The 21052-nt window shown below is 31.5% G+C and carries 22 protein-coding genes, 2 tRNA genes and 2 pseudogenes; 21 read left to right on the top strand and 5 right to left on the bottom strand.

Annotated elements, in window-relative coordinates; translation table 11 throughout:
• The first annotated feature begins 15 nt into the window (after window positions 1-15).
• The 5 genes from iscU (at window position 16) to AAGD19_RS03475 (ending at window position 5633) form a co-directional block, all read left to right on the top strand.
• Complete coding sequence (iscU, locus tag AAGD19_RS03495; RefSeq protein ID WP_341748354.1) at window positions 16-396, top strand: Fe-S cluster assembly scaffold IscU; 381 nt, start codon at window positions 16-18, stop codon at window positions 394-396.
• A 9-nt stretch (window positions 397-405) separates the two neighbouring features.
• Window positions 406-738 (top strand): iron-sulfur cluster assembly accessory protein, encoded by a 333-nt coding sequence (locus AAGD19_RS03490; protein ID WP_341748353.1) that lies wholly within the window; start codon window positions 406-408, stop codon window positions 736-738.
• A gap of 160 nt (window positions 739-898) precedes the next feature.
• Complete coding sequence (locus AAGD19_RS03485) at window positions 899-1291, top strand: hypothetical protein (protein WP_341748352.1); 393 nt, start codon at window positions 899-901, stop codon at window positions 1289-1291.
• A gap of 707 nt (window positions 1292-1998) precedes the next feature.
• A complete protein-coding gene (locus tag AAGD19_RS03480) occupies window positions 1999-3327 on the top strand; it encodes a hypothetical protein (RefSeq protein WP_341748351.1) in 1329 nt (442 codons plus the stop codon).
• Window positions 3324-5633, top strand: a complete 2310-nt coding sequence (locus tag AAGD19_RS03475; RefSeq protein WP_341748350.1) for an NB-ARC domain-containing protein — start codon at window positions 3324-3326, stop codon at window positions 5631-5633. Before AAGD19_RS03480 ends, AAGD19_RS03475 begins: the two co-directional genes overlap by 4 nt.
• Before the next feature lie 59 nt (window positions 5634-5692).
• Here the strand turns inward: AAGD19_RS03475 and AAGD19_RS03470 are convergent, their stop codons facing one another.
• On the bottom strand, window positions 5693-6112 hold the full coding sequence (locus AAGD19_RS03470; RefSeq protein ID WP_341748349.1) for a helix-turn-helix transcriptional regulator: 420 nt from the start codon (window positions 6110-6112) through the stop codon (window positions 5693-5695).
• Between the two features lie 389 nt (window positions 6113-6501).
• On the opposite strand from AAGD19_RS03470, the gene AAGD19_RS03465 reads away from it, so the two are divergent.
• From AAGD19_RS03465 to AAGD19_RS03445, 5 genes are all read left to right on the top strand, one after another.
• A complete protein-coding gene (locus AAGD19_RS03465; protein WP_341748348.1) occupies window positions 6502-6849 on the top strand; it encodes a hypothetical protein in 348 nt (115 codons plus the stop codon).
• A gap of 328 nt (window positions 6850-7177) precedes the next feature.
• Window positions 7178-7495 (top strand): 50S ribosomal protein L21, encoded by a 318-nt coding sequence (gene rplU / locus AAGD19_RS03460; protein ID WP_341748347.1) that lies wholly within the window; start codon window positions 7178-7180, stop codon window positions 7493-7495.
• 24 nt (window positions 7496-7519) lie between these two features.
• Window positions 7520-7768 (top strand): 50S ribosomal protein L27, encoded by a 249-nt coding sequence (gene rpmA / locus AAGD19_RS03455; RefSeq protein WP_341748346.1) that lies wholly within the window; start codon window positions 7520-7522, stop codon window positions 7766-7768.
• A gap of 158 nt (window positions 7769-7926) precedes the next feature.
• A complete protein-coding gene (locus AAGD19_RS03450; RefSeq protein WP_341748345.1) occupies window positions 7927-9147 on the top strand; it encodes an aspartate kinase in 1221 nt (406 codons plus the stop codon).
• A gap of 8 nt (window positions 9148-9155) precedes the next feature.
• Complete coding sequence (locus AAGD19_RS03445; RefSeq protein ID WP_341748344.1) at window positions 9156-9755, top strand: phosphatidylglycerophosphatase A; 600 nt, start codon at window positions 9156-9158, stop codon at window positions 9753-9755.
• A gap of 28 nt (window positions 9756-9783) precedes the next feature.
• Here AAGD19_RS03445 and AAGD19_RS03440 read toward each other — a convergent pair.
• A pseudogene (locus AAGD19_RS03440) lies at window positions 9784-10692 on the bottom strand (ISAs1 family transposase).
• A 652-nt stretch (window positions 10693-11344) separates the two neighbouring features.
• On the opposite strand from AAGD19_RS03440, the gene AAGD19_RS03435 reads away from it, so the two are divergent.
• Window positions 11345-11421: transfer RNA gene (locus AAGD19_RS03435), tRNA-Arg, on the top strand.
• Window positions 11422-11523: 102 nt separating this feature from the next.
• Here the strand turns inward: AAGD19_RS03435 and AAGD19_RS07475 are convergent.
• A pseudogene (locus AAGD19_RS07475) lies at window positions 11524-11616 on the bottom strand (transcriptional regulator); the annotation flags it as partial.
• Window positions 11617-12244: 628 nt separating this feature from the next.
• Here AAGD19_RS07475 and AAGD19_RS03430 point away from each other — a divergent pair.
• Window positions 12245-12688 (top strand): hypothetical protein, encoded by a 444-nt coding sequence (locus AAGD19_RS03430; RefSeq protein WP_341748343.1) that lies wholly within the window; start codon window positions 12245-12247, stop codon window positions 12686-12688.
• Between the two features lie 23 nt (window positions 12689-12711).
• Here the strand turns inward: AAGD19_RS03430 and AAGD19_RS03425 are convergent.
• Window positions 12712-12786 (bottom strand) — tRNA-Ala (locus AAGD19_RS03425).
• A gap of 80 nt (window positions 12787-12866) precedes the next feature.
• Complete coding sequence (locus tag AAGD19_RS03420; protein ID WP_341748342.1) at window positions 12867-13070, bottom strand: hypothetical protein; 204 nt, start codon at window positions 13068-13070, stop codon at window positions 12867-12869.
• 153 nt (window positions 13071-13223) lie between these two features.
• Between AAGD19_RS03420 and AAGD19_RS03415 the strand changes: the two genes are divergently transcribed.
• The 9 genes from AAGD19_RS03415 (at window position 13224) to AAGD19_RS03375 (ending at window position 21046) form a co-directional block, all read left to right on the top strand.
• Entirely contained in the window at window positions 13224-13730 is a 507-nt protein-coding gene (locus AAGD19_RS03415) for a DNA-3-methyladenine glycosylase (protein WP_341748341.1), read from the top strand.
• A gap of 35 nt (window positions 13731-13765) precedes the next feature.
• Complete coding sequence (locus AAGD19_RS03410; protein ID WP_341748340.1) at window positions 13766-14374, top strand: ribonuclease HI; 609 nt, start codon at window positions 13766-13768, stop codon at window positions 14372-14374.
• The gene (locus AAGD19_RS03405) at window positions 14362-14703 is read left to right on the top strand and encodes a complex I NDUFA12 subunit family protein (protein WP_341748339.1); all 342 of its coding nucleotides are present in this window, start codon (window positions 14362-14364) and stop codon (window positions 14701-14703) included. The genes AAGD19_RS03410 and AAGD19_RS03405 overlap by 13 nt, the downstream gene beginning before the upstream one ends.
• Window positions 14703-15158, top strand: coding sequence for an outer membrane lipid asymmetry maintenance protein MlaD (mlaD, locus tag AAGD19_RS03400; protein WP_341748338.1), 456 nt, complete (start codon window positions 14703-14705; stop codon window positions 15156-15158). Before AAGD19_RS03405 ends, mlaD begins: the two co-directional genes overlap by 1 nt.
• A 450-nt stretch (window positions 15159-15608) precedes the next feature.
• Window positions 15609-16328 (top strand): virB8 family protein, encoded by a 720-nt coding sequence (locus tag AAGD19_RS03395; protein ID WP_341748337.1) that lies wholly within the window; start codon window positions 15609-15611, stop codon window positions 16326-16328.
• Window positions 16315-16767, top strand: a complete 453-nt coding sequence (locus tag AAGD19_RS03390) for a TrbG/VirB9 family P-type conjugative transfer protein (RefSeq protein WP_341748336.1) — start codon at window positions 16315-16317, stop codon at window positions 16765-16767. The genes AAGD19_RS03395 and AAGD19_RS03390 overlap by 14 nt, the downstream gene beginning before the upstream one ends.
• Window positions 16768-16836: 69 nt before the next feature.
• Window positions 16837-18285 (top strand): TrbI/VirB10 family protein, encoded by a 1449-nt coding sequence (locus tag AAGD19_RS03385; protein ID WP_341748335.1) that lies wholly within the window; start codon window positions 16837-16839, stop codon window positions 18283-18285.
• Window positions 18282-19274 carry a P-type DNA transfer ATPase VirB11 gene (virB11, locus tag AAGD19_RS03380; RefSeq protein ID WP_341748334.1) on the top strand — a complete coding sequence of 331 codons (993 nt, stop codon included), beginning with the start codon at window positions 18282-18284 and terminating at the stop codon, window positions 19272-19274. Before AAGD19_RS03385 ends, virB11 begins: the two co-directional genes overlap by 4 nt.
• 2 nt (window positions 19275-19276) lie before the next feature.
• The gene (locus tag AAGD19_RS03375; RefSeq protein ID WP_341748440.1) at window positions 19277-21046 is read left to right on the top strand and encodes a type IV secretory system conjugative DNA transfer family protein; all 1770 of its coding nucleotides are present in this window, start codon (window positions 19277-19279) and stop codon (window positions 21044-21046) included.
• The last annotated feature ends 6 nt before the right edge of the window (window positions 21047-21052 follow it).

Raw genomic sequence — 21052 nt, 5'->3', positions numbered from 1 at the left:
TAAAGAGGCAATAAAATGGCATATAGTCTAAAAGTACTGGATCACTATGAAAATCCGCGTAACGTAGGGTCATTAGACAAAAATAACGCATATGTTGGTACAGGTCTCGTGGGAGCTCCTGCCTGTGGGGATGTAATGAAGCTACAAATTGAAGTTAGTGAGGATGGAATTATTACAGATGCCAAATTTAAAACATTTGGTTGTGGTTCTGCTATTGCTTCAAGCTCTTTAGTAACTGAATGGGTTAAGGGTAAATCTCTTGATGAGGCTGGTAGTATAAAAAATACTGAAATAGCTAAGGAATTATCTTTGCCACCAGTAAAACTCCATTGTTCTTTATTGGCAGAAGATGCCATAAAAGCGGCAATAGCTGATTATAGAACTAAAAAACCATAAGTAGCTATTATGAAAAATATTATGTCATTGACTGATGCAGCAGCTAGGCAAATAAAGCTATTGATAGACAAACGTAATAAACCATCTTTTGGTATTAGGGTTGGGGTAAAATCTGGTGGTTGTTCTGGTCTATCTTATTACGTAGAATATGCGGATAACAAGAATAAGTTTGATGAGGTGATAGAAGATAAAGGTGTACGAATATTAATCGACCCAAAAGCTCTGATGTATATCCTAGCAAGTGAAATGGATTATGTAGAAGACAAGTTTAAATCCGGGTTTACTTTTAATAACCCAAACGAAAAAGGTAGTTGTGGGTGTGGGAAGTCGTTTAATATATAAGAAAATATTTCTGTTTTTATAAAAGATGCCGTAAAACCCCATATGTCTTTAGCGTGTAGAATGTAAGACGTTACTCACCTTGAGTTTCAATATATCCCGAATTTGCGTAATTTAATTCTAAGTGGCAGCAAAACGGCTCATTCTTAACACTGGTTCTTATATGAAACATAAACACTCTACAAAAGCGTCTACAAGTGTTAGCTTATTAGCTAGTAGTTCAGTACATGACTCTAGTATTAAACAACAACAATTTGATGATAAATTGCAAACAATTTTAAATAGCCCTTTAGGTGATAGTAAAATAGGAAATTTTATAGTCAATCGTATTTTATGTTCCCTTGATGCAACTAATATAACTAATGAAGAAAAAATAAAATATATAAAGATTATAGAGCGATTTTTGTCAAAGTTTGTTCAAGAAATGGATAAGGATGCAATAGAAAAATTAAAATTTTGGAGACAATTATATAATCTTGTATTAATTCGTGAGCATTTAAAGAAAGGTGAGGAAAATGTTATCAAAATATTAAAAAAATGCTCGCTTTTTTCATGATAAAAAGTCTGATAATCACCAAGAAACTTATCAAAGTTGGAACATTTCTGACGAAGTATCATATACAACAAAGAATAAAGATGTTGTAGTACGTCTTAGTAAGAAACATAATAATTATGCTAGCATTTGACCCTGAACTGTTAGGATCATTAGAGATATCCGAGCAGCAACAATTTACCACTGCTTTAAGAAAGGTATAGTAAAAAATCCTAACCTTAATGGGGTTAAAATGATTAGGCTCATGTTTTCTAGAACTTAAAATAAATGCAGATGCTCGGTTATACGCAAGCAAAATTTATGAAAATGATAATGGGGCTGTTTTAGTGTTTTTGATAAAAAAACTGATCATGATGGCATAAAAAGGGCATTGCGTGCTGAGAATATTGAGTGTATAAAAGTTTTTGGGGGTGTAGATCATAGTACACAGATAGAAGATTATCCTTTAAAGTGTGATGTTTTTCCGAAAGATTATTCCATGTATGAGGAAGTGAGCTGCATGGGAGATATTTAAATGCTTCACTAATTAAATCGATTTGTTGTATGAATTATTTGCTAAATTAAATTCGAGGATTGGTATTACATACTATTGAGCTTAAATTGCTTTCCATAATACTTAACAAAATGTTATTAAATCATGAACGAAAAAAACAAAAATGTTTATTAAAAGGAAGAACATTTTAAAAGCAAGTGCAATATCTATGATATTTGTGATTAGCTTTGTTATATTAACAAATATATTGGTACGTCGTTGTATCAATCATGAATATCATCAGCAAAACCTAATAAAATTAGAAGAATATCATAATATAATTAGATCGCTTTTAGTTGATAAATTTAATATTAATTATATATTAAGTAGTAATGATATACCTGATCAAATCTCTATTTTAAAAGAACATATTAGGAATCATGTTTTCATTTCGAAGTATCATATACCAAATAGCGTGTATGGCAAGAATGATCTACCTTATACCACTCTACAAGAACTACTAGATATAGTATCAAACCAAGCATTTAAATACAATATTACTATTAATAATCATTCAATTATATCTAATGGTGTGGTAGAATTTCAGGAGAGTGTGAACAAGCAGTATTACATTAATAAAGACCTCACTTATAATATCTCAATACAAATTTCTCCTAATTCTTATTATACACAACAAGCTATCTCTAGGGTTAAGCAGCAAATTTTATTATTAAATATAGGTTCTGTATTTACAATTTTAGTACTATGTATAATAGTATTGTATCTATCTTATAGAGATAAAAAAATTAAACTTAAACTTAACAAGTTAGAGACAGATTTAACTAACAGTATGGAGCATAGTAAAAATATTCTATTATTTCACAAAATAAACGAAGAGTTTACTCTAAAATGTTATCACTATTCTAAAAGTAGTAATAAATCATTTAATATCTCTAATACTGTTAATGTAGAAGAAGAACTAGGATATAATAGTGAATATTTTCCATTACCAATAACAACATTAGAGTCCCACAATGAAATTAACTACCATACAATAAAACTAACTCCGATAATTTTATATCTACAAAGTTATTATACAGGATACACAGCTTGCTATAATTCTAATATTAAATTAGATATAGTCAGTAATATAGAGACACTTGAAGTGCCTTTTGAATCGGAAATATTTAACCAAATTATGGTTAGTGTATTATCTAATATCTTGTACTTTAATAAAAATACAGAAAGATCGAGATGTGTAAAGTTAATATTTCAAAACAACTTGATTACCTTTATCGGTGAAGGGTTTAGTTTAGACCAAAATTTAGCAGTAAGATATTCTAAAAAAATATTTAATGATACAGCTAATTTATACATATTAAATTTGGGACAAATATTTATTTTGTTAAAAAGTTTTAAAATAAATTATCAAGTAACTAAAAATAAGTACTCTACAACAATAGAAATAAAATTAGATAATGTACCAACAGAGTTAAATACCGACACTACCCAAAAGGCACAGATAATTAAAATGAATAAGTATAGAAAACTTAACGATTTAAAATGAGAAACTTTATACTATTACTATTTATAGTAGTAATTTCTACTTGTGAAGCATATGCAGTACTTCTTTTTAATAAAGAAGAGCCAGTATACTATTTCGTTAATCATGAGGAACAAATTAACAACATAAGAAAGTTATTAATAAGAGACAAAATAGTAGGTATTACAGGTATCAGTGGTATAGGAAAAAGTGAAATAGCTAGAAAATATGCACAAAAATATCAACAAGATTACGATATTATTGCGTTTTTAGATGCAAGTATAGATTTAATCCCACAATTTGTTTTGTTGGTCAAAGAAATAAATCAAAAAATATGTTCAGAAATGGGGTGTTTCATTTCAGAAAGTACCGGAAGCGTTAAACAAAACCTTATGACATATCTTAAACCTCAGGGGAGGTGGTTATTAATATTCGATAATTTACATATTAATGAAAATAACAAAATTAAGGATATTATTGATTGGCATCATAATGGACATATTATAATTTGTTCACAAGATAGTCAATATTTGCTACCAAGAATCTCAGTTCCTTATTTACAAGAAAAAGACATTTTTATGGCAATTAATAAGCTTATAGACGAGCGATCAGAGGAATTTAAAAAAGATTTGGCATGTAATTTAAAAGGTTATCCAACTAATATAATTGGACATAGTGCTATTTTTTTACAAAGCAATAACCACATGACAATCAAAGAGTATATAAATTATATACGAAAACATGATAACAAATTAAATGCACATTTATCAATAGTATTAAATGAAATTACATCAGAAGCCAAAACACTATTATACTATATGGCGTTATTAAATAATCAAAAAATAGGTAATAATTTACTAGAACATCTAGTAGATGATAAGGAGAAATTATCCGATTTAATTGATGAGATAGTAAGATTTGGTTTAATTGAACAAATTAGTAACAATAGAAATAAAAAAGTATTTCGAATGCATGATGCAGTAAAATATGAGATATTAAATATATACGATTTAGCTACTAATAAGAAAACTATTGATAAACTACTTATTAAAATACAACATTTAATGTCAGGGGAGATGGTAAATCAATTTTATTTAATTATGCAGGATAATACCTTTGAAAGTAATGTAGAAGTACTGATAGCTAATGCGGATAAGTATAATAGTAATATTTATACAAGCATGGTCTTGCATAATAGCCTACTTGGCTACTACTTACGTTCTAGAGAACCATATAATGCCAAAAAAATGGTAAGTTGGTTTAAAGAACACGAACATAAGTTGATTTGGCAAAATATGACAGAATTAGAGCAAGTAGCGTATAGTAGGTATTTAGGACGTATAGGACGATATGAATACTTTGTTGTTAATCACCATTTAGATATAGTCATGCAATATTTAGTGAAGGCTAAAAACGCCATAAATAGTTTACCAAACAATGAGGTAGCAAAATCATCAATTTATTATGAAATGTTTCAAGTTCAGGTATTCACAGGGCAAATAAAGGAGGCAGAAGATAACTTACATATTATACAAAGTATAATGCTTAATAATAAAAACTTTATACATAAAGCAAGCATGATAGATTATGGTATGGCTAGAATATTATTAACTCAAGGAAAGTATCAGCAGGCTTTATTAGCAATTATAGATACGATAAGTAAAGAAAAAGCTCAGCTAAATAAATCTAGGATATTGGCACAAATAAGTGATGTAGAATTAAGACAAGAAAATGCATGGCTTGCACCCATTTATACTTTGCAAGCAGAAATACTAAATAATATGCAAAAATTTGAAGAGGCTTACGCTATAACTAACGATGTATATACTAAGATAATGAGTAGTGATCTAAATGAAATTAAAGATATCACATCTACAACAATAGCATATTGTTTAACAGAGTTGTCAAAATCTGAATTAGGACTAAAGAGGCAGAATGATGCTTGGAAACATATAGTAAAAGCAGTTGATATACTGATACAAGACCAAGATAGAAACAATAGGGAAAATGAGTTAGAGAATTCCATAGATATATTTTTAGCTAATGCTTTAGTAGTAAAAGCAAATATATTAAGTACTTTAGGGAAAGCAGAAGAGGCTATGATTAATTATAGATTAGCTAAAAATATTTATTGGAACATATTTAATATCAAAAACATCGGCAATATGGATAATGTAAGTTATGCCTTCTCTCAGGCAGCAAAAACTGCTACGAAATTAACCAATAAAAGTGACAGACATATACAATGCACTTATTTTTACTCACTTCTTTTGACATATTTTGGTTCTGATCACCCTAGGAGTAAAAAATTATATGGAGTATGCCCATAAAAGCATATTGTCTGAAGTGAATAATGCTCTAGAACCCAGTGTTAATCTAAATATTAGAGTTATTTTTTATAATGTTTTTGAATAAGCCATTTAGTAAAATTTTCATCAGCTTTATCTAAACTCAACTGTGAAGAGTATTCGTATACTTCTTTAATAAGAGCAAATACGTTACTATACCTTACAGCAATAGGATAGTGAATTAGCTCAAGTTCATTAATGATTTTATCACAAGTATCACGAAGCAAAGAAATATTAAGTATAGAATCTTGGTTATCGTGATCTAATAATAATTCTTGAATTTCAATATTAAAAGCACCTGCTATAGATTGCAATACTTCTATAGTAGGATTTTTGGAAGTACCCCTGAATATATTTGTAACGCTTCTACCTTGTCCAATCTTATTTTCAAGATCAGCAACACGCCAATTTTTTTCTTTTAATAGCCTTCCAATATTTTTCTTAATAATTAAGTGTGACATTCTTATAAATAAATGAATTTAGTTAGACATTTCAGTTGACAATATTATGTATTTATATACACTAAAAATAAATGTATATTATTATGCATAATATTATAAGTATTAACTGTATTGATATACTAAAGTTTGTACAAGGTAAAGTAGTTTATCAAAGTATTTATTTAAATAAGAGTGATTAATATTCATGTAAATGGATTTAAGAATGCATTTTTCCTTATATTAAAGCCAATTTGCGATAAGAATTAACTAATTCTTATTACGAATTGGGGTAGTATGTATGGAACAGCAAGATGCAACTCAAGATATTTTAATCCCAATATTAAAAGAACAAGATAGTTCACAAAAAAACATGTTGAAGCGATATCATAACAAAACAATAAGAAATTAGAATGTGGCAGCAATACTTAGCAATAATATTAATTATTATTGAAGGTTTATTAATCTTAATATCTTTGAAATATTTGCATCAGATAAATATAACTAGTAAAGATTTCTCAAATATATTTGGCAAAGCTAAGGCAGATACATCTCGTTTATTTAAAGAACTACAACAGTTAAGTGCTGTAACCAGTAAAAGAGATGATAACATTTTAAGCGTAGTGTATCACTTAGAGGATATCGAACTGTATATCAAAAGTATTTTGAGCATACTTGAACAACAAGAAAAGTGTAAGACAACTGAAGAGTCAACAAATAAATCCAAAATAAGTAATAGTAAAACCAAAATAAAATTATAGCATAGAAGACAGAATGTGTGGTTGTGATAAGGCAAGCAACTATCGCTGTTATACTCAAATGATTTGAAGAATTGGATTTGAAAATGAATGGTGAGCATGCGAATCCATGATATTTTCAAAAAACAATTCGTAGGAGCAGAAGAGTATACTAATCATGTCAACAATACAAGGTCAATAATAATGATTAGAAACTGTATTATTATAAATAATACGGGCTATCTTTTATTTATAGCATTATCTATTTAATTACGAATTGCTATTGACTAAAATAGTTGCTGGTAATATAATGCCGACTTAATTTGTTTAAATTTTAGTTAGGATATTTTTCATGTTCGCAATCGTCAAATCAGGCGGGAAACAGTATAAAGTCGGCAAAAACAGTGTCATCAAAGTAGAAAAAATTGACGGTGAAAGAGGTGCAAAAATCCAATTTGACCAAATATTGATGATTGGTGAAGATTCAAAGCCATCTTTTATAGGTACGCCAATGGTTAAAGGAGCTCTTGTTACTGCCGAAATTACTAACCAGTTTAAAGATAATAAGGTTATTGTCTTTAAGAAAAAACGTCGTCAGAATTATCGTCGCAAGACTGGTCATAGGCAGGAATTGACCGAACTGAAAATATTAGACATTACTAAACTATAATAGGATTTATTTAAGGATATATAAATGGCAACTAAAAAAGCTGGTGGTAGTTCTAGAAACGGCAGAGACTCGATCGGTCGTAGGTTGGGTGTTAAAAAATATGATGGACAATATGTGATACCAGGTAACATTATTGTTAGACAACGCGGTACTAAATTTCACCCAGGTAAAAATGTTGGACTTGGTAGAGATCATACGTTATTTGCATTGATTGCAGGCAAAGTAGAATTTTCTAGTAAGAGAGACTATAAAATAGTTAATATTGTGCAGTGATGATGCTATTTCTGCCTGCAGATGTCATCCCTATTCACCACACAATGTTACCCCTGCGTAGACAGGGGTCTAAAAAAGTCTAACAAACCCTCTTGGTCTATTTTTTTAGGTTCTGCTACCTACGTAGGAATGATATCGAAAATTACGCTTGCAGATTTATGTCAATAATAGTTCAAAAATTTGGTGGAACTTCCGTTGCTAACATTGCAAGAATAAAAGAAATTATTCCAATAATTAAGCTTGAAAAGCAGCAAGGCAATCAAGTAATAATTGTCGTTTCAGCTATGACCGGGGTTACCAACCAAATAGTTACTCTATGTAATGAAGTCTCTAGTCTTAAGACCAATTCAGAACTAGCAGAATATGATGCCGCTCTTTGTAGCGGGGAGATGGTAACAGCATCTTTACTAGCCCTTAAACTACAAGAACAAGGCATGAGTGCAAGATCTGTGCTGGCATGGCAATTACCGATTTTAACCAATGATAATTATAGCAAAGCTTTGGTTGAACAACTCTCTACTAGTTTGTTAATAGAATGTATTAAGCAAAACATCATTCCAATAGTTGCTGGATTCCAAGGTGTTACCAATAATAATAGGTTGACAACGCTTGGTCGAGGAGGATCAGATACTACCGCCTCTTTAATTGCAGCTGCTATGAAAGCTGATAGATGTGATATATACACTGATGTGGAAGGAGTGTTTACTGCCGATCCTCGCATTGTCCCGGGCGCAACAAAATTATCACAGATTAGTTTTGAAGAAATGCTAGAATTTACATCTTGTGGAGCTAAAGTGCTGCATCCACGTTCCTTAGAGGTTGCTATTAGATATAATGTACCCATACGCGTTTTATCGTCGTTTTTATTCCCATTATACCACGAAAAAAATGGTACACTAATAACATCTAGAGATAAAATTATGGAAAATAGGCAAATTACAGGTATTACTTCCAACAAAAATTTATTACAATTAGTGGTATTCTCCCAATTGAGTTTTTCTAAGATATACAAACTCATCGCTGACCATAATATTCACCTAGAATTAATGGAAAATATTAAGACAAATATACAATATAGTTTCATTATCCAACTATCCGATAAAAATAAATTACAACATTTACTAGATGATCTAAAAAATACTAATCAAATAAATAATTTTATCATTGACAGTCAAATTTCTATAGTATCAATTATTGGTTATGGTATTAAAAATGATCAGACCCTACTTGGTATGGTATTAAATGAACTAGAAAAAGAAAATATATCAGTGAAAAAGATACAAATCTCAGAAATTAAAATTTCTATCCTAATAAAAGACCTAGATACCGAGAAAACAATACGTTGTTTGCATCAATTATTTGAATTATCAGAAAATTAAGCAGAATTATGTCTAAAAGAAAAAAATTTGTAGAACTTTTTGTAACTTTTTTCTATATAGGTAGAATAAAATATTGTCCTGGTACATTTGGGTCTTTAGCTGCTTTCCCTTTGTGCTACTTGATCTTATATCTTTCTATAACTAATCAACTAATTTTTTCATTTACTAATTTCACAACTTTACAAGCACAACTTATTACTCTCTTTATTATTACTCTTTTGATTTGCCTATTGTTATTTATATTAGGCACGTACTTCTCTTCAATATACATACAGTATGATACACAGGACGATCCAAAAGAAGTGGTGATTGATGAGGTAGTTGGTCAAATGCTAACAATAATACTAAGTTGTTTTTCTGTGGTTTTCGTAAACTACTCAGGACTTACAAAATATTTAAGTTTACAACTAATAAATTTTATCTTTTTATTTGCTTTGCCCTTAATGTTATTTAGATTTTTTGATATAATAAAACCATGGTCAATAAATTGGCTCGATGCTAATATCAAAGGGGGTGTTGGTATTATGGTAGATGACATTGCAGCAGCAATCTTTGCTTCAGTCATGCATTATGCTATCACTTTTACTTTAATAAATTGGTTTGGCTAAATAATATTTTAATTAGGCTGTTCTAGGTTCAGGGCAGTTTAAAAAACCTAACTTTAAGTTGAGAATAGTTTAAATTTTCTCTAATTTCAGTAATTTTGTTTGAAAATATAGCTATTATAGCAAGAGTTATTGACCTCAATAATGACATTATTAACGGAGCTTCTCCAGTACTAATAGTTGACTTATCTTCTTCAAAAACCTTATCTTTTATCCAGTGTAAATTATTTTCGCATGACCAATGACTTCTGTTAAATTTTAACAATTCTTCTGGACTAAACTTTTTCTCTAAGCTAGTAATCATTAATACATTCTCTGTTTCACAGCTATTAGCCTTGTTCTTCTTTTCTCTTTTTCGGGTAATTTTGCATATTTGCTTGATATGACGAAACCCATTTAAATATTCAAATGGCATATCAATTATCTTAATTTTTCTTCTTTCTATTCTCCCATGCTATAAATCTATATTCTCTGCAAAACTCTTAATTTCTTGACCTTCTACCTGTATTTTATCAAATGTTTGTGTACTATGGTAATGTAAATTAGCTTCATTAGCTTTAAGAGTAAGCTCAAATTCTCCACCTTGTTCAACAATTTTTTCACATATAGCTTCATGAGTAAAGGATGCATCTGATGTTACAATTTTTCCTTGCATGTCGTAGTTTGATAAAAATTCAAACATTGACTTATATTCATCTTTATTTTCTATTTCTCTAAAACCAGTAAGAGCCTTGAGATGACTACTAAACGATGTTAAAATTTGTACTTGATCTTCAGTACCGTAAGTATTACTACCTCTTAACGTTTTTCCATCAATATGAATTAGATCATAATTTCCCTTACTTTGGCATATATACTTGATACATTCTGATATCACCTCTTTTATACTATCAGGACAAAATTTACGAATCATTAATGTTAAATTACTATAGCACGGCATTTGTTGCCTATGAAAACCTAGCATTTTCAATTCTTCTTTGCTAAAACTTTTTGCAAACCTCGATATCTATTCTAAGTTATTCTTATTGCTTAACAACCCTGCTACTATTAGTTTAACTACACTTACAGTATCGTACCTTCGTTCCCGCACTTTTCTAAAATCTTTGACTTTTTCTAAATATGTAATTATGCTTATAAATAGCTCCGTTATTTTAAGTTGTAAATCTATTAACGGAGTATTTTATACAAACTTTTACATTTTACAACTATTCATTACAACTCTTTCTTACTATCTTTATCCCTTTCTAGATACCTTATCTCCTAGCTTGCAGTATCTTTTAGTTCTTTTATTCTTGTTCTAAACATTTGCACCTTCTTTCTACTCACAGTTGTGATTTTTAAACTGCTCTGTTCTAGGTTTGGAAACTTATGATCTTGACATAATAGGAGTTTAGGGATATAGTATACTCTTTCTAAAAATTTTCAATTTTAAGATGTTTTATAAAAATAAACACACTATGCTATCTAGGATTCAAGTATACTCGAATGGTCTTACGAATTGAAAATGAATTAGGAACGCACTCAGCGTACTTTGGTACGTGAATCCAATAATATCTCAAAAAGCAATTCTTTAAAACAGAAGAGTATATATAGCACCCGTAGCTCAATTGGATAGAGTATATGACTACGGATCATAAGGTTAGGGGTTCGACTCCTCTCGGGTGCGCCAAACTCTTTCCACATCTGCGACCATCCACATTATGGCTTTACTGGCTGATGTGCTATTAATGTAGCTACTTCAGACAATAGCATAAAGGAAACCTTATCTCACTTGTTGTAATTGTTGATGGGTTACTTCAATTAAATCAGTAAGTTGTTGCCGTGTGTAACCTTTTGCCAATCTCAGAGAAGAAATTTTTTCCAATAAATGTGGATTGCTACTACACTCACGTGGTCTCGCTAATAGACGTCTTGTACTTTTCTGCAATTTTTAAATTGCCATGGGGGTTATGTGTAAGGTGAGTATATCACTTACAAAGCTAAAATTAAAGTTAAATGCAACAAAATCTTAAAAAACAAATTATTTTTTGTTACATGTCATGAATTCACAGTTGTGTAATATAAAATTATGTTGGATGCTAAGATAAAATTATAAAAATAAAAAGAGCTAAAATATTATACCTATAAAAGAATGTAATGAACGTACCAAGGAAGACAACGAAAATAACAATTCACAGTAAAAAAACTGTTATTGACTTTAGGGGAGTATAGTTTAAAATTAAAAGTGAAGTAACTGCAAAGTTACTTTGGGGTGTAGTAACCTGTAGTCCGTTAGTGGTAAGCATCAACCATTAAATGATGTATCCTCGACTGTAATGGTCGGGGAGATGTTAGCTATGTTCAAGGCTTAAGGTGTAAACCTTAGGTCTAAAGGCTAACGTAGCTGTCTAGCGGCAGTTTTACTAACTCCCCGATCGCCAAAGTAATCTCTCAAGATTCTTTGGTGGTTAAAACTTAATAACTTTAAGTTTAATCATAAAGGGGATACCATCATGATAGATAAAACAACTTTACCTTCCAAAGCAATAATTTTTTCTGATCCAGCTTATGACCTTAATCTTAGAGATGATGTCATTATTACCAGCCAACAAGAAGGACTAACAATAGTAGAAATTATTGAATCTAAAGGACCTTATGATTATTGTACTCTTGGCAAATTAATTCGCCGAGTAATGATTTGTAGTGATAAATCTGTCATCATTCTAATTGACGAGGACTTGCTATATACACCAATTAATACGTTACTTTGGGCTGTGCTTGGTACTTTGTCATCTGCCGGCTTAATTACCGTTACTACTTACAAAAGATTCTATAAAAAAGTACTCTTGAAAAAAGTGAATATAGAGGATGATTATTTTTTATACGTTGCTGCTACTTATTGTAAGAGATACCATACATTTGGTAGTAAAAAACCAAATTTAAATATAGATGAATAAACTTATTAATTAAAATAGGAGAGTGGTGGAGACGAAGGGAATCGAACCCCCGACCCTCTGCGTGCAAAGCAGATGCTCTACCCCTGAGCTACATCCCCAAACCATATTAATGATAGGTAGCTTATATACCTTTTTACATGTAAGGTCAACAAACTTGTTTGAAAACTTAATATTTAGGCTAAATTTTTGTTCTGTCCCAAGGTAATGCCTTGCCATCAGATCCAAGTACTAAATCTCCTGATACATCATATTCTGCTGCCAAAAAAGAAGATTTACCGGATATAAGTTTTACAGGTCTAATTTTTTGTCCATTATGAAAATACTCCTTTGCCTGTTCTCTAGAGGTTGGGTTATTTTTAGACGCTGTTTTAGCTTTTGACATATATGTAATAATCTCAAATATTTTTCTATAATATACAAACCTAAGTACAAAATATCTTACCTTTAATATTTGTCAAGAAAAAGCTGTGAAATGATGTAATAGTGAATTATAGTGCATCAATACAATTATATCATATTTTATTAAACCACTAAGATGTTTAAAATACTTCCAAAAACATTTTATGAAAGAAATACGCTTATTGTCTCACAAGAGTTACTTGGAAAGGTTTTGTGCTTTGGTAATATAGAAGCACGAATTATTGAAACAGAAGCTTATGTTGGAGAAGATGATCCTGCTTGTCATGCAGCAAAAGGTATAACGCCCCGTACAAAGATTATGTATGGTTCTGCAGGTCATGCATATGTATATTTGATTTATGGTATGTATTATTGTTTAAATATAGTAACAGAACAACAGGGATTTCCAGCTGCTGTATTAATTAGGGGAGTGTATCAATATAGCCCTTTACAAGTTTTACTTGATGGACCTGGTAAATTATGTCGTACTCTTGGAATTAATAAAACCCAAAATGGTCAAGATGTAACTAGTAATAAGTCTTTTTGTATTATTGATGTAGGTAATACCCCTAAATTTATTAATACTCCTAGGATTGGTATTAGCAAAGGTACAGACAGACTTTGGCGTTATTTAGAGGTATAATTTACGCGAATTCGCATAACTCAGGTTAAATTATAATGAATCTACAAGACCCAAATATTTCAAAGAGTCAAGCTACTTTGCCTAAGGTTACCATATACACTGATGGAGCTTGCTCAGGTAATCCTGGACCAGGTGGCTGGGGAGCGTTATTACAGTTTCATGGAGCTAGTGTAGAGCTAGATCCAAATGCTTTGAAAAATTGGTATAACAAAAAAAAGTTAAATATGTTAGATATATGTGAGAACTCTACGAAGTTTCGTGATAGCTTGCCTTTAAAGCAGAAGAGTATATTTGGTCATGAACTATATACCACTAATAATCAAATGGAAATGACAGCAGTAATTGAAGCATTAAAAATTCTTAAAAAATCATGCTATGTAGAAGTTTACACAGATAGTAAGTATTTACAGCTTGGAATAACACAGTGGATTAACACATGGATAAAAAATAACTGGCATAAAAACAACAATGATCCCGTCAAGAATGTTGATTTATGGAAAAAATTGTACGAAGAGTTAAGTAAACACTATATTATTTGGAATTGGGTTAAAGGTCACAATAATAATGAAGGTAATGAAGTGGCTGATAGACTAGCTGTGCAAGGAAAAGAAACTGCTATAAAAATACTTAAATGTCATTCATAGATAATTTTTTTATACCTATTTTCTCTAAGGAGATTGGAAAAGATCAATTTGGTAACAAATATTATCAAAGTAAAAAGCAGAATTATTTAGGTCAAGCTAGAAGACAGGTGGTTTATAAAGGTAAAGTGGAAGCATCGAAAGTTCCTCCCATGTGGCATGCTTGGTTGCATTATATGACTAATGAAGTACCAACTAACAATAATAAATTTGACTGGCAACAAAATTATCTCCCTAATATTACTGGCACTAGCTTATCTCATAACCTAATAAAAAATAGTACAACTGAAGCTAAATATAGTAGCTGGAAACCTTTAGATAAATCAAAATAATGAAACATAATGTTATAGAAACTTTAGTTGGCTTTATAGTAATACTAGTTGCTTTAGCCTTTTTTGTTTTTGCTTATAAAATTGGTAACTCATCAAAAGTTGCATCTGGGTATATAGTTAAGGCAAATTTTCAGAATGCGGAAGGGATAGTTCAAGGCAGTAGCGTGATGTTAGCGGGTATAAAAATCGGATCAGTAACTAACATAACTCTAGATAAAACTAGCTTTTTTGCCTTATTAACCATTAACATCAATAATGATATAAAGTTACCTAAAGACACTAGTATAGCAATAGTCACAAGTGGAATACTTGGTAGTAGATATATATCCGTAACTCCCGGTTCATCTGAAGAAAATTTGGCTGGAGGTGATCAGATAAAATACACCCAGTCAGCAGTTAATATTGAATCCTTAATAGGTAAATTAATCTATTTCTTTGGTAGTGGTCGTAAGTAACCGAAAGTTCGATGTAACAAGTTACATCGAATTCAGGAATATATATAGAAACAATCAGGTTTGAAGCGGTTCTTCACCTGATTGTTAAATATTAATTTGCTAATAATCTTATTTTTATACTTATAAAAATAAGATTATTAGCGATAATAGATTAAAATGCATTCGTAGGAGTGCTCCAAGAATGCATTTTTCCTTATAACACAGCCAATTCGATATAAGAATTACTAATTCTTATATCGAATTAAGGTTAAGTAATATTTTTAAATTATGACAAATAACCTATTAGTGTAGCTCGAAATTAGTGTATACTGCAAAAATATTGAGAATTGATGAATTATATTGTCAATGTTTTTGTTATGAAATAAGTTATGATCATAATTTATGATTATATTGTTTGAATTAATTTATTCACTAACTTGTCTTAGGTTTTACAAGTAGTGGGGATGTACAATGTTTAAGTTAGCTAATATATTAAATATACTAAAATCACCTTCTGATGTGGTAGAGAACCAAAGCGTTCAGTCTAATAACTTTGTTAAAGCTACTAGGAATTGGTACGAGGAAAGATCTGATAGGTTAATTGTACAACGTAATATCTTGTTGGTATTATCTATATTACTAATAATACTTATAATGGCATCCATAGCAGCGGTAACTATAGTGGTAAATTCAAGAGAGTTTAGTCCTTTTGTTATCCAAATTGATGATAGTACGGGAATGGCAACGATTGTAAATCCAATATCTTCGGAGATACTAAACGGTGACGAGGCACTTTCAAGGTATTTTATTAAAAAATACCTCATAGCTAGAGAAACATATAATCCTGTTGATTTTGATACTGAAGCAAGGAAAAGCGTTAGATTATTATCTTCAAGTCCAGTATATTATAACTATCTAGGATATATACAAAATAAAGATGTAAATCCAGTTTTAATATATGGTCAAAACAACACAACTTTTTTAGTAATTAAATCTTGGTCAGGAGTAGAAAAAAATAAATATATGGTTAGGTTCTCTATTAATGAAACAACAGGCAATAAAACGGTTTTCAATAAAATAGCTGTGGTAAGTTACACATATATTCCAATGGAATTAACAGATGCAGATCGAGATATTAATCCAGTAGGTTTTCAAGTTAATGATTATAGGGTAGATGATGATAATAGCTAGACTTCTTTTCGTAGCGGCAATATTATTACATTCGGTTATTGCCAACGCTTGTGCAGGTAATATGCATATAGATAATGATGTAGATGCTCTAGCCATAACTACTGATAACAGAATTAAAACTTATATACATAATCCTAATGAAGTTTATTTATTAGTTCTGCATTTTGGTTTTCAGTCAAGTATAGAATTTGCCAAAAATGAGGAGATACAAAATATTGTTCTAGGGGAATCCTATGCTTGGAAAATGACTCCGTTGGCAAATAGATTATTCATTAAGCCATTGGAAAAAAACATTAGAACAAATATGACTATCATAACTAATAAAAGGACTTACCAATTCGATGTTGTATCCAAAGAATTGGAAGAAGGTCGTGAAAAAGACTTGGTATATGTAGTTAGGTTTTATTATCCTAAAAAAAGGTTTAGTACTTCACAATAATACCTCAATTCGGGATAAGAATTAATTAATTCTTATCCCGAATTCGCGTAATAATGATATTAATTTACTATGGCAAAGCAAAATAACACCTCTTCTCAAATCAGTACACAGAGTGCAGAGGAACAAGACATACCAGAAGTTCAAAATGAGCTATCAAAAGTTGCCACTAATCCTAAGCAAAGCATTCTGATTCTACTTGTCATTTCTGCTGTCTTTATATTTATTTTTTTTAAACTTTTTATTGCTGATAATAAACCACCTGAGGTGGTAGCTCCATCAGCACCTACTGATATTACTAAACCGACACAAGATAATTCTAAAAATCTACCAGAGATTCCAAAATTACCAGAAGCACCTAAACTCGAAACACCTGTGGAGCTTCCACCACCTCCTCCCCCTAAAGTTGCTGATGTGCCAAAGCTTCCTTTACCTACTACTTCAGTAGATAATAATAGTGCTGATGACGCTTCTCTTCCTTCCGTTGTATCATCACCCCTTCCTGGAGGAATAGCTGAAAGTGACGAGGAAAAGAAACGCCGTGAAGCAAAGAGAAAATCTTCTATAGTATTAATTGCAGGAGTTCCAGAGAAAAAAACACCAAGTCAAATTGCCGAAGAAGCAAATTTTCAAGATCGTGGAAATATGGCATTTGTTCTTGGTCGTGGTAAGATAATTGAAGCGGTACTAGAGACTGCTATTAATAGTGATTTAGGTGGGGAAGTAAGGGCAATAATTAGCAGAAATGTATTTTCTGAAGGGGAAAAGATTATTTTAGTTCCTAAAGGATCAAAGATTTTTGGTGCTTATACAACTGGTATTGATGGAGCGTATGGTCGAATTGCAATAATATGGAATCGTATTGATCTGTCAAACGGTTATACCATTACCTTAGATGCTATAGCTGTTGATAATCTTGGAAGGAAAGGTGAGCAAGGAAGAGTAGATAATAAATATAAAGAACGATTAACCAATGCTGTATTATTATCGGCATTTAATATTGGACTTGCCAATGCCCTTGACAAAGTGGTAGCTCCCCCAGTTAATTCACAAGCTGCTGCTAATGCTGCTGTTGCTGCTAATATACAAAGTTTAGCACAAAGTATTAATAATGGTCCTGGTACTGAGGATGTTAAAATTTCACAGATATGTTCTAGTGTCATGAACGCCATTCCCGATAAGACCTCAGCAGCCTATATTTCCATGATGCAGGCTTGTAATACTGCACAAAATCCAACTGGATCACAGCCTGGTCAAAGGCTTGTTGCATTAATGACTGCAGTAACTAATGCAGCAGCTAGTTTGTTAACTAGCACTGCAACTGCTAGCACTCCAACCCAAGCACAAGCAGCTTCAAAAAAAGCTTTTACTGATATCAGTGATACTATGAAAGGTATGATTCAGCAACATGAATTTAAACCAACTATTACTATAGATCAAGGTACGGTAATTAAAATTTATGTCAATAAAGATTATAAATTTCCTCAATCTGTACTAAGAAAATCAAGATTGATAAAATGAGTGATAATTTTGCTGCATTAGAGACTTTTCTATTACCATTTAAAGAACTGTTCGCAGAAGATGGTGTTAATGAGATCATGGTAAATAAACCAGGAGAAGTATGGGTTGAGAAGAAAGGAGATTTGTTTTGTAAATCAGTACCTGAACTTGATTTTGAACATCTTATATCTCTTGGTAGGCTTGTAGCTCAGTCAACTGATCAGACAATTTCTGAGGAAAAACCTTTACTCTCTGCGTCCCTACCAAATGGCTATCGTATCCAAATAGTATTTCCTCCTGCTTGTGAACCAGGTCATGTCGGATATGCTATCAGGAAAGGTAGTACAATGAACCTTACACTAGATCAATATGCCAAGCTGGGAGCTTTTGATTCAACATCTACTGGAGAATTAATTGACGAGAATGCAAAAATCTTAAATAATTATTTAAAAGAAAATAAAATAAAAGAATTTATTCGACATGCTGTAATTTCTAAAAAAAATATTATTATTAGTGGTGGTACATCAACTGGTAAAACAACCTTTACTAACGCTGCTTTAGCAGAAATTCCAAATAGCGAGCGATTAATTACTGTTGAAGATGCTAGGGAGGTAATCTTAGCAAATCACCCTAATAAATTACATCTCCTCGCTTCAAAAGGGGGGCAAGGTCGTGCAAAAGTTACTACTCAGGATTTGATTGAAGCGTGTTTACGTCTAAGACCTGACAGAATTATTGTAGGTGAACTTAGAGGAGCTGAAGCATTTAGTTTCTTACGAGCAATTAATACAGGCCATCCTGGCTCTATATCTACTTTACATGCTGATGCACCAGCAATGGCCATAGAACAACTTAAGCTAATGGTTATGCAAGCTAGTTTAGGCATGCCACCAGAGGAAGTGAAAAAATATATATTAGCGGTCGTCGATATTGTGATACAATTAAAACGTGGTAGTGGTGGGAAGAGATATGTCTCAGAAATATACTATAGTAAGAATAGGCAAGACTAATGATGGGATTGGAGAGAATAGTAAACATTATCCGTAACCTCTTAGGTCATTTTATAATACACCCTTTGGTAGTATTTTGTACGATATGGATTAGTGGAGTGCTAGTTGCATTTACTACTAACGAGATTAGAGCTATAAATGTTGACTTAACAGCCATAGATATAGCTTATAAGTGGACTTATTGGCTAGTTAGTGTATGGTCGCAATTAACTTTTCAAGCATATAACTACTTAAAAGTTAAGTTAATATTATCCCTTACTATGCCGACAATTATAGTTATCATATTTTACTGGAAAAATTTTAAAAGAATAAAGAATTTACAATTTTTTATTCAACCGGAAAAAGTTTATGGTGATGCTAGTTGGGCTACTGAAGCTGATGTAGATAAAGCCGGTCTACGTTCAAAGCATGGTATGTTGCTTGGCACCAATAGCGGAGGATATTTTGTTGCTGATGGATTTCAGCACGCTTTGCTTTTTGCCCCAACCGGTTCAGGTAAGGGGGTAGGATTTGTAATTCCTAATTTATTATTTTGGGAACACTCTATTATAGTACATGACATTAAGCTAGAAAATCATGGTCTTACAAGTGGTTGGAGGCAGAAGCAAGGACAACGAGTATTTGTTTGGGAACCTTCCAATCCTGATGGGATAACTCATTGTTACAATCCTATAGACTGGGTAAGTACCAAACCAGGTCAAATGGTGGATGACGTACAAAAAATCTCAAATCTGATTATGCCTGAAAAAGATTTTTGGAATAATGAAGCACGAAGTTTATTTCTTGGTGTAGTACTATACTTAATTGCTGACCCGACAAAAACTAAATCCTTTGGCGAAGTGGTCAGGACAATGCGTAGTGATGACGTAGTGTACAACTTGGCAGTAGTTCTAGATACTTTAGGCAAGGTAATACATCCTGTGGCCTATATGAATATTGCTGCATTTCTACAAAAAGCAGATAAAGAGCGTTCAGGTGTTATCTCTACAATGAACTCTTCTTTAGAATTATGGGCAAACCCGCTAATTGACTCAGCTACTGCATCATCTGACTTTAATATACTTGAGTTTAAGAAGATTAAAACAAGCGTTTATGTTGGTTTAACTCCGGATAATATACAGCGTTTACAAAAATTGATGCAGGTTTTTTACCAGCAAGCTACAGAGTTTTTAAGCCGCAAAATGCCTGATTTAAAAGAAGAACCTTATGGGGTTATGTTTCTACTTGATGAATTCCCTACTTTAGGCAAAATGGATACATTTAAGGCTGGTATCGCATTTTTCAGGGGATATAGAGTTCGCCTATTCTTGATTATACAAGATACTCAGCAGCTCAAAGGAACTTATGAGGATGCTGGAATGAACTCATTCTTGTCAAATGCTACATATCGTATTACTTTTGCAGCTAATAACTATGAAACAGCCAACCTTATATCACAGCTAGTGGGTAATAAAACAGTTGAACAACGATCTTATAGTAAACCACTATTTTTTGATCTTAATATTTCAACAAGAACGCAGAATGTATCACAAGTTTCAAGAGCTCTGCTTTTGCCTCAAGAAGTAATTCAATTACCAAAAGATGAACAAATCGTTTTAATTGAATCTTTCCCACCTATTAAATCTTTAAAAATTAAGTATTATGAGGATAAGTTCTTTACAAATAGGTTATTACCGCCTACATTTGTTCCAACTCAAAAACCTTATGATCCAAATAAAAATAATGTAGATGAGGAACAAGAAAATACAGATTCTACTACTAAAGAAGATTAATTTTTT

It is taken from the genome of Candidatus Tisiphia endosymbiont of Dascillus cervinus (assembly GCF_964026405.1).
Lineage (GTDB): Bacteria > Pseudomonadota > Alphaproteobacteria > Rickettsiales > Rickettsiaceae > Tisiphia.
The sequence above is the reverse complement of the archived record's forward strand: the minus strand, read 5'-3'. Positions and strand labels throughout refer to the sequence as shown.

Bases quoted from the DNA above. Each gene is read 5' to 3' on its own strand.
- iscU (WP_341748354.1), top strand. From the start codon at position 16: ATGGCATATAGTCTAAAAGTACTGGATCACTATGAAAATCCGCGTAAC.
- AAGD19_RS03490 (WP_341748353.1), top strand. From the start codon at position 406: ATGAAAAATATTATGTCATTGACTGATGCAGCAGCTAGGCAAATAAAG.
- AAGD19_RS03485 (WP_341748352.1), top strand. From the start codon at position 899: ATGAAACATAAACACTCTACAAAAGCGTCTACAAGTGTTAGCTTATTA.
- AAGD19_RS03475 (WP_341748350.1), top strand. From the start codon at position 3,324: ATGAGAAACTTTATACTATTACTATTTATAGTAGTAATTTCTACTTGT.
- AAGD19_RS03470 (WP_341748349.1), bottom strand. From the start codon at position 6,112: ATGTCACACTTAATTATTAAGAAAAATATTGGAAGGCTATTAAAAGAA.
- AAGD19_RS03465 (WP_341748348.1), top strand. From the start codon at position 6,502: ATGTGGCAGCAATACTTAGCAATAATATTAATTATTATTGAAGGTTTA.
- rplU (WP_341748347.1), top strand. From the start codon at position 7,178: ATGTTCGCAATCGTCAAATCAGGCGGGAAACAGTATAAAGTCGGCAAA.
- rpmA (WP_341748346.1), top strand. From the start codon at position 7,520: ATGGCAACTAAAAAAGCTGGTGGTAGTTCTAGAAACGGCAGAGACTCG.
- AAGD19_RS03450 (WP_341748345.1), top strand. From the start codon at position 7,927: ATGTCAATAATAGTTCAAAAATTTGGTGGAACTTCCGTTGCTAACATT.
- AAGD19_RS03445 (WP_341748344.1), top strand. From the start codon at position 9,156: ATGTCTAAAAGAAAAAAATTTGTAGAACTTTTTGTAACTTTTTTCTAT.
- AAGD19_RS03430 (WP_341748343.1), top strand. From the start codon at position 12,245: ATGATAGATAAAACAACTTTACCTTCCAAAGCAATAATTTTTTCTGAT.
- AAGD19_RS03420 (WP_341748342.1), bottom strand. From the start codon at position 13,070: ATGTCAAAAGCTAAAACAGCGTCTAAAAATAACCCAACCTCTAGAGAA.
- AAGD19_RS03415 (WP_341748341.1), top strand. From the start codon at position 13,224: ATGTTTAAAATACTTCCAAAAACATTTTATGAAAGAAATACGCTTATT.
- AAGD19_RS03410 (WP_341748340.1), top strand. From the start codon at position 13,766: ATGAATCTACAAGACCCAAATATTTCAAAGAGTCAAGCTACTTTGCCT.
- AAGD19_RS03405 (WP_341748339.1), top strand. From the start codon at position 14,362: ATGTCATTCATAGATAATTTTTTTATACCTATTTTCTCTAAGGAGATT.
- mlaD (WP_341748338.1), top strand. From the start codon at position 14,703: ATGAAACATAATGTTATAGAAACTTTAGTTGGCTTTATAGTAATACTA.
- AAGD19_RS03395 (WP_341748337.1), top strand. From the start codon at position 15,609: ATGTTTAAGTTAGCTAATATATTAAATATACTAAAATCACCTTCTGAT.
- AAGD19_RS03390 (WP_341748336.1), top strand. From the start codon at position 16,315: ATGATAATAGCTAGACTTCTTTTCGTAGCGGCAATATTATTACATTCG.
- AAGD19_RS03385 (WP_341748335.1), top strand. From the start codon at position 16,837: ATGGCAAAGCAAAATAACACCTCTTCTCAAATCAGTACACAGAGTGCA.
- virB11 (WP_341748334.1), top strand. From the start codon at position 18,282: ATGAGTGATAATTTTGCTGCATTAGAGACTTTTCTATTACCATTTAAA.
- AAGD19_RS03375 (WP_341748440.1), top strand. From the start codon at position 19,277: ATGGGATTGGAGAGAATAGTAAACATTATCCGTAACCTCTTAGGTCAT.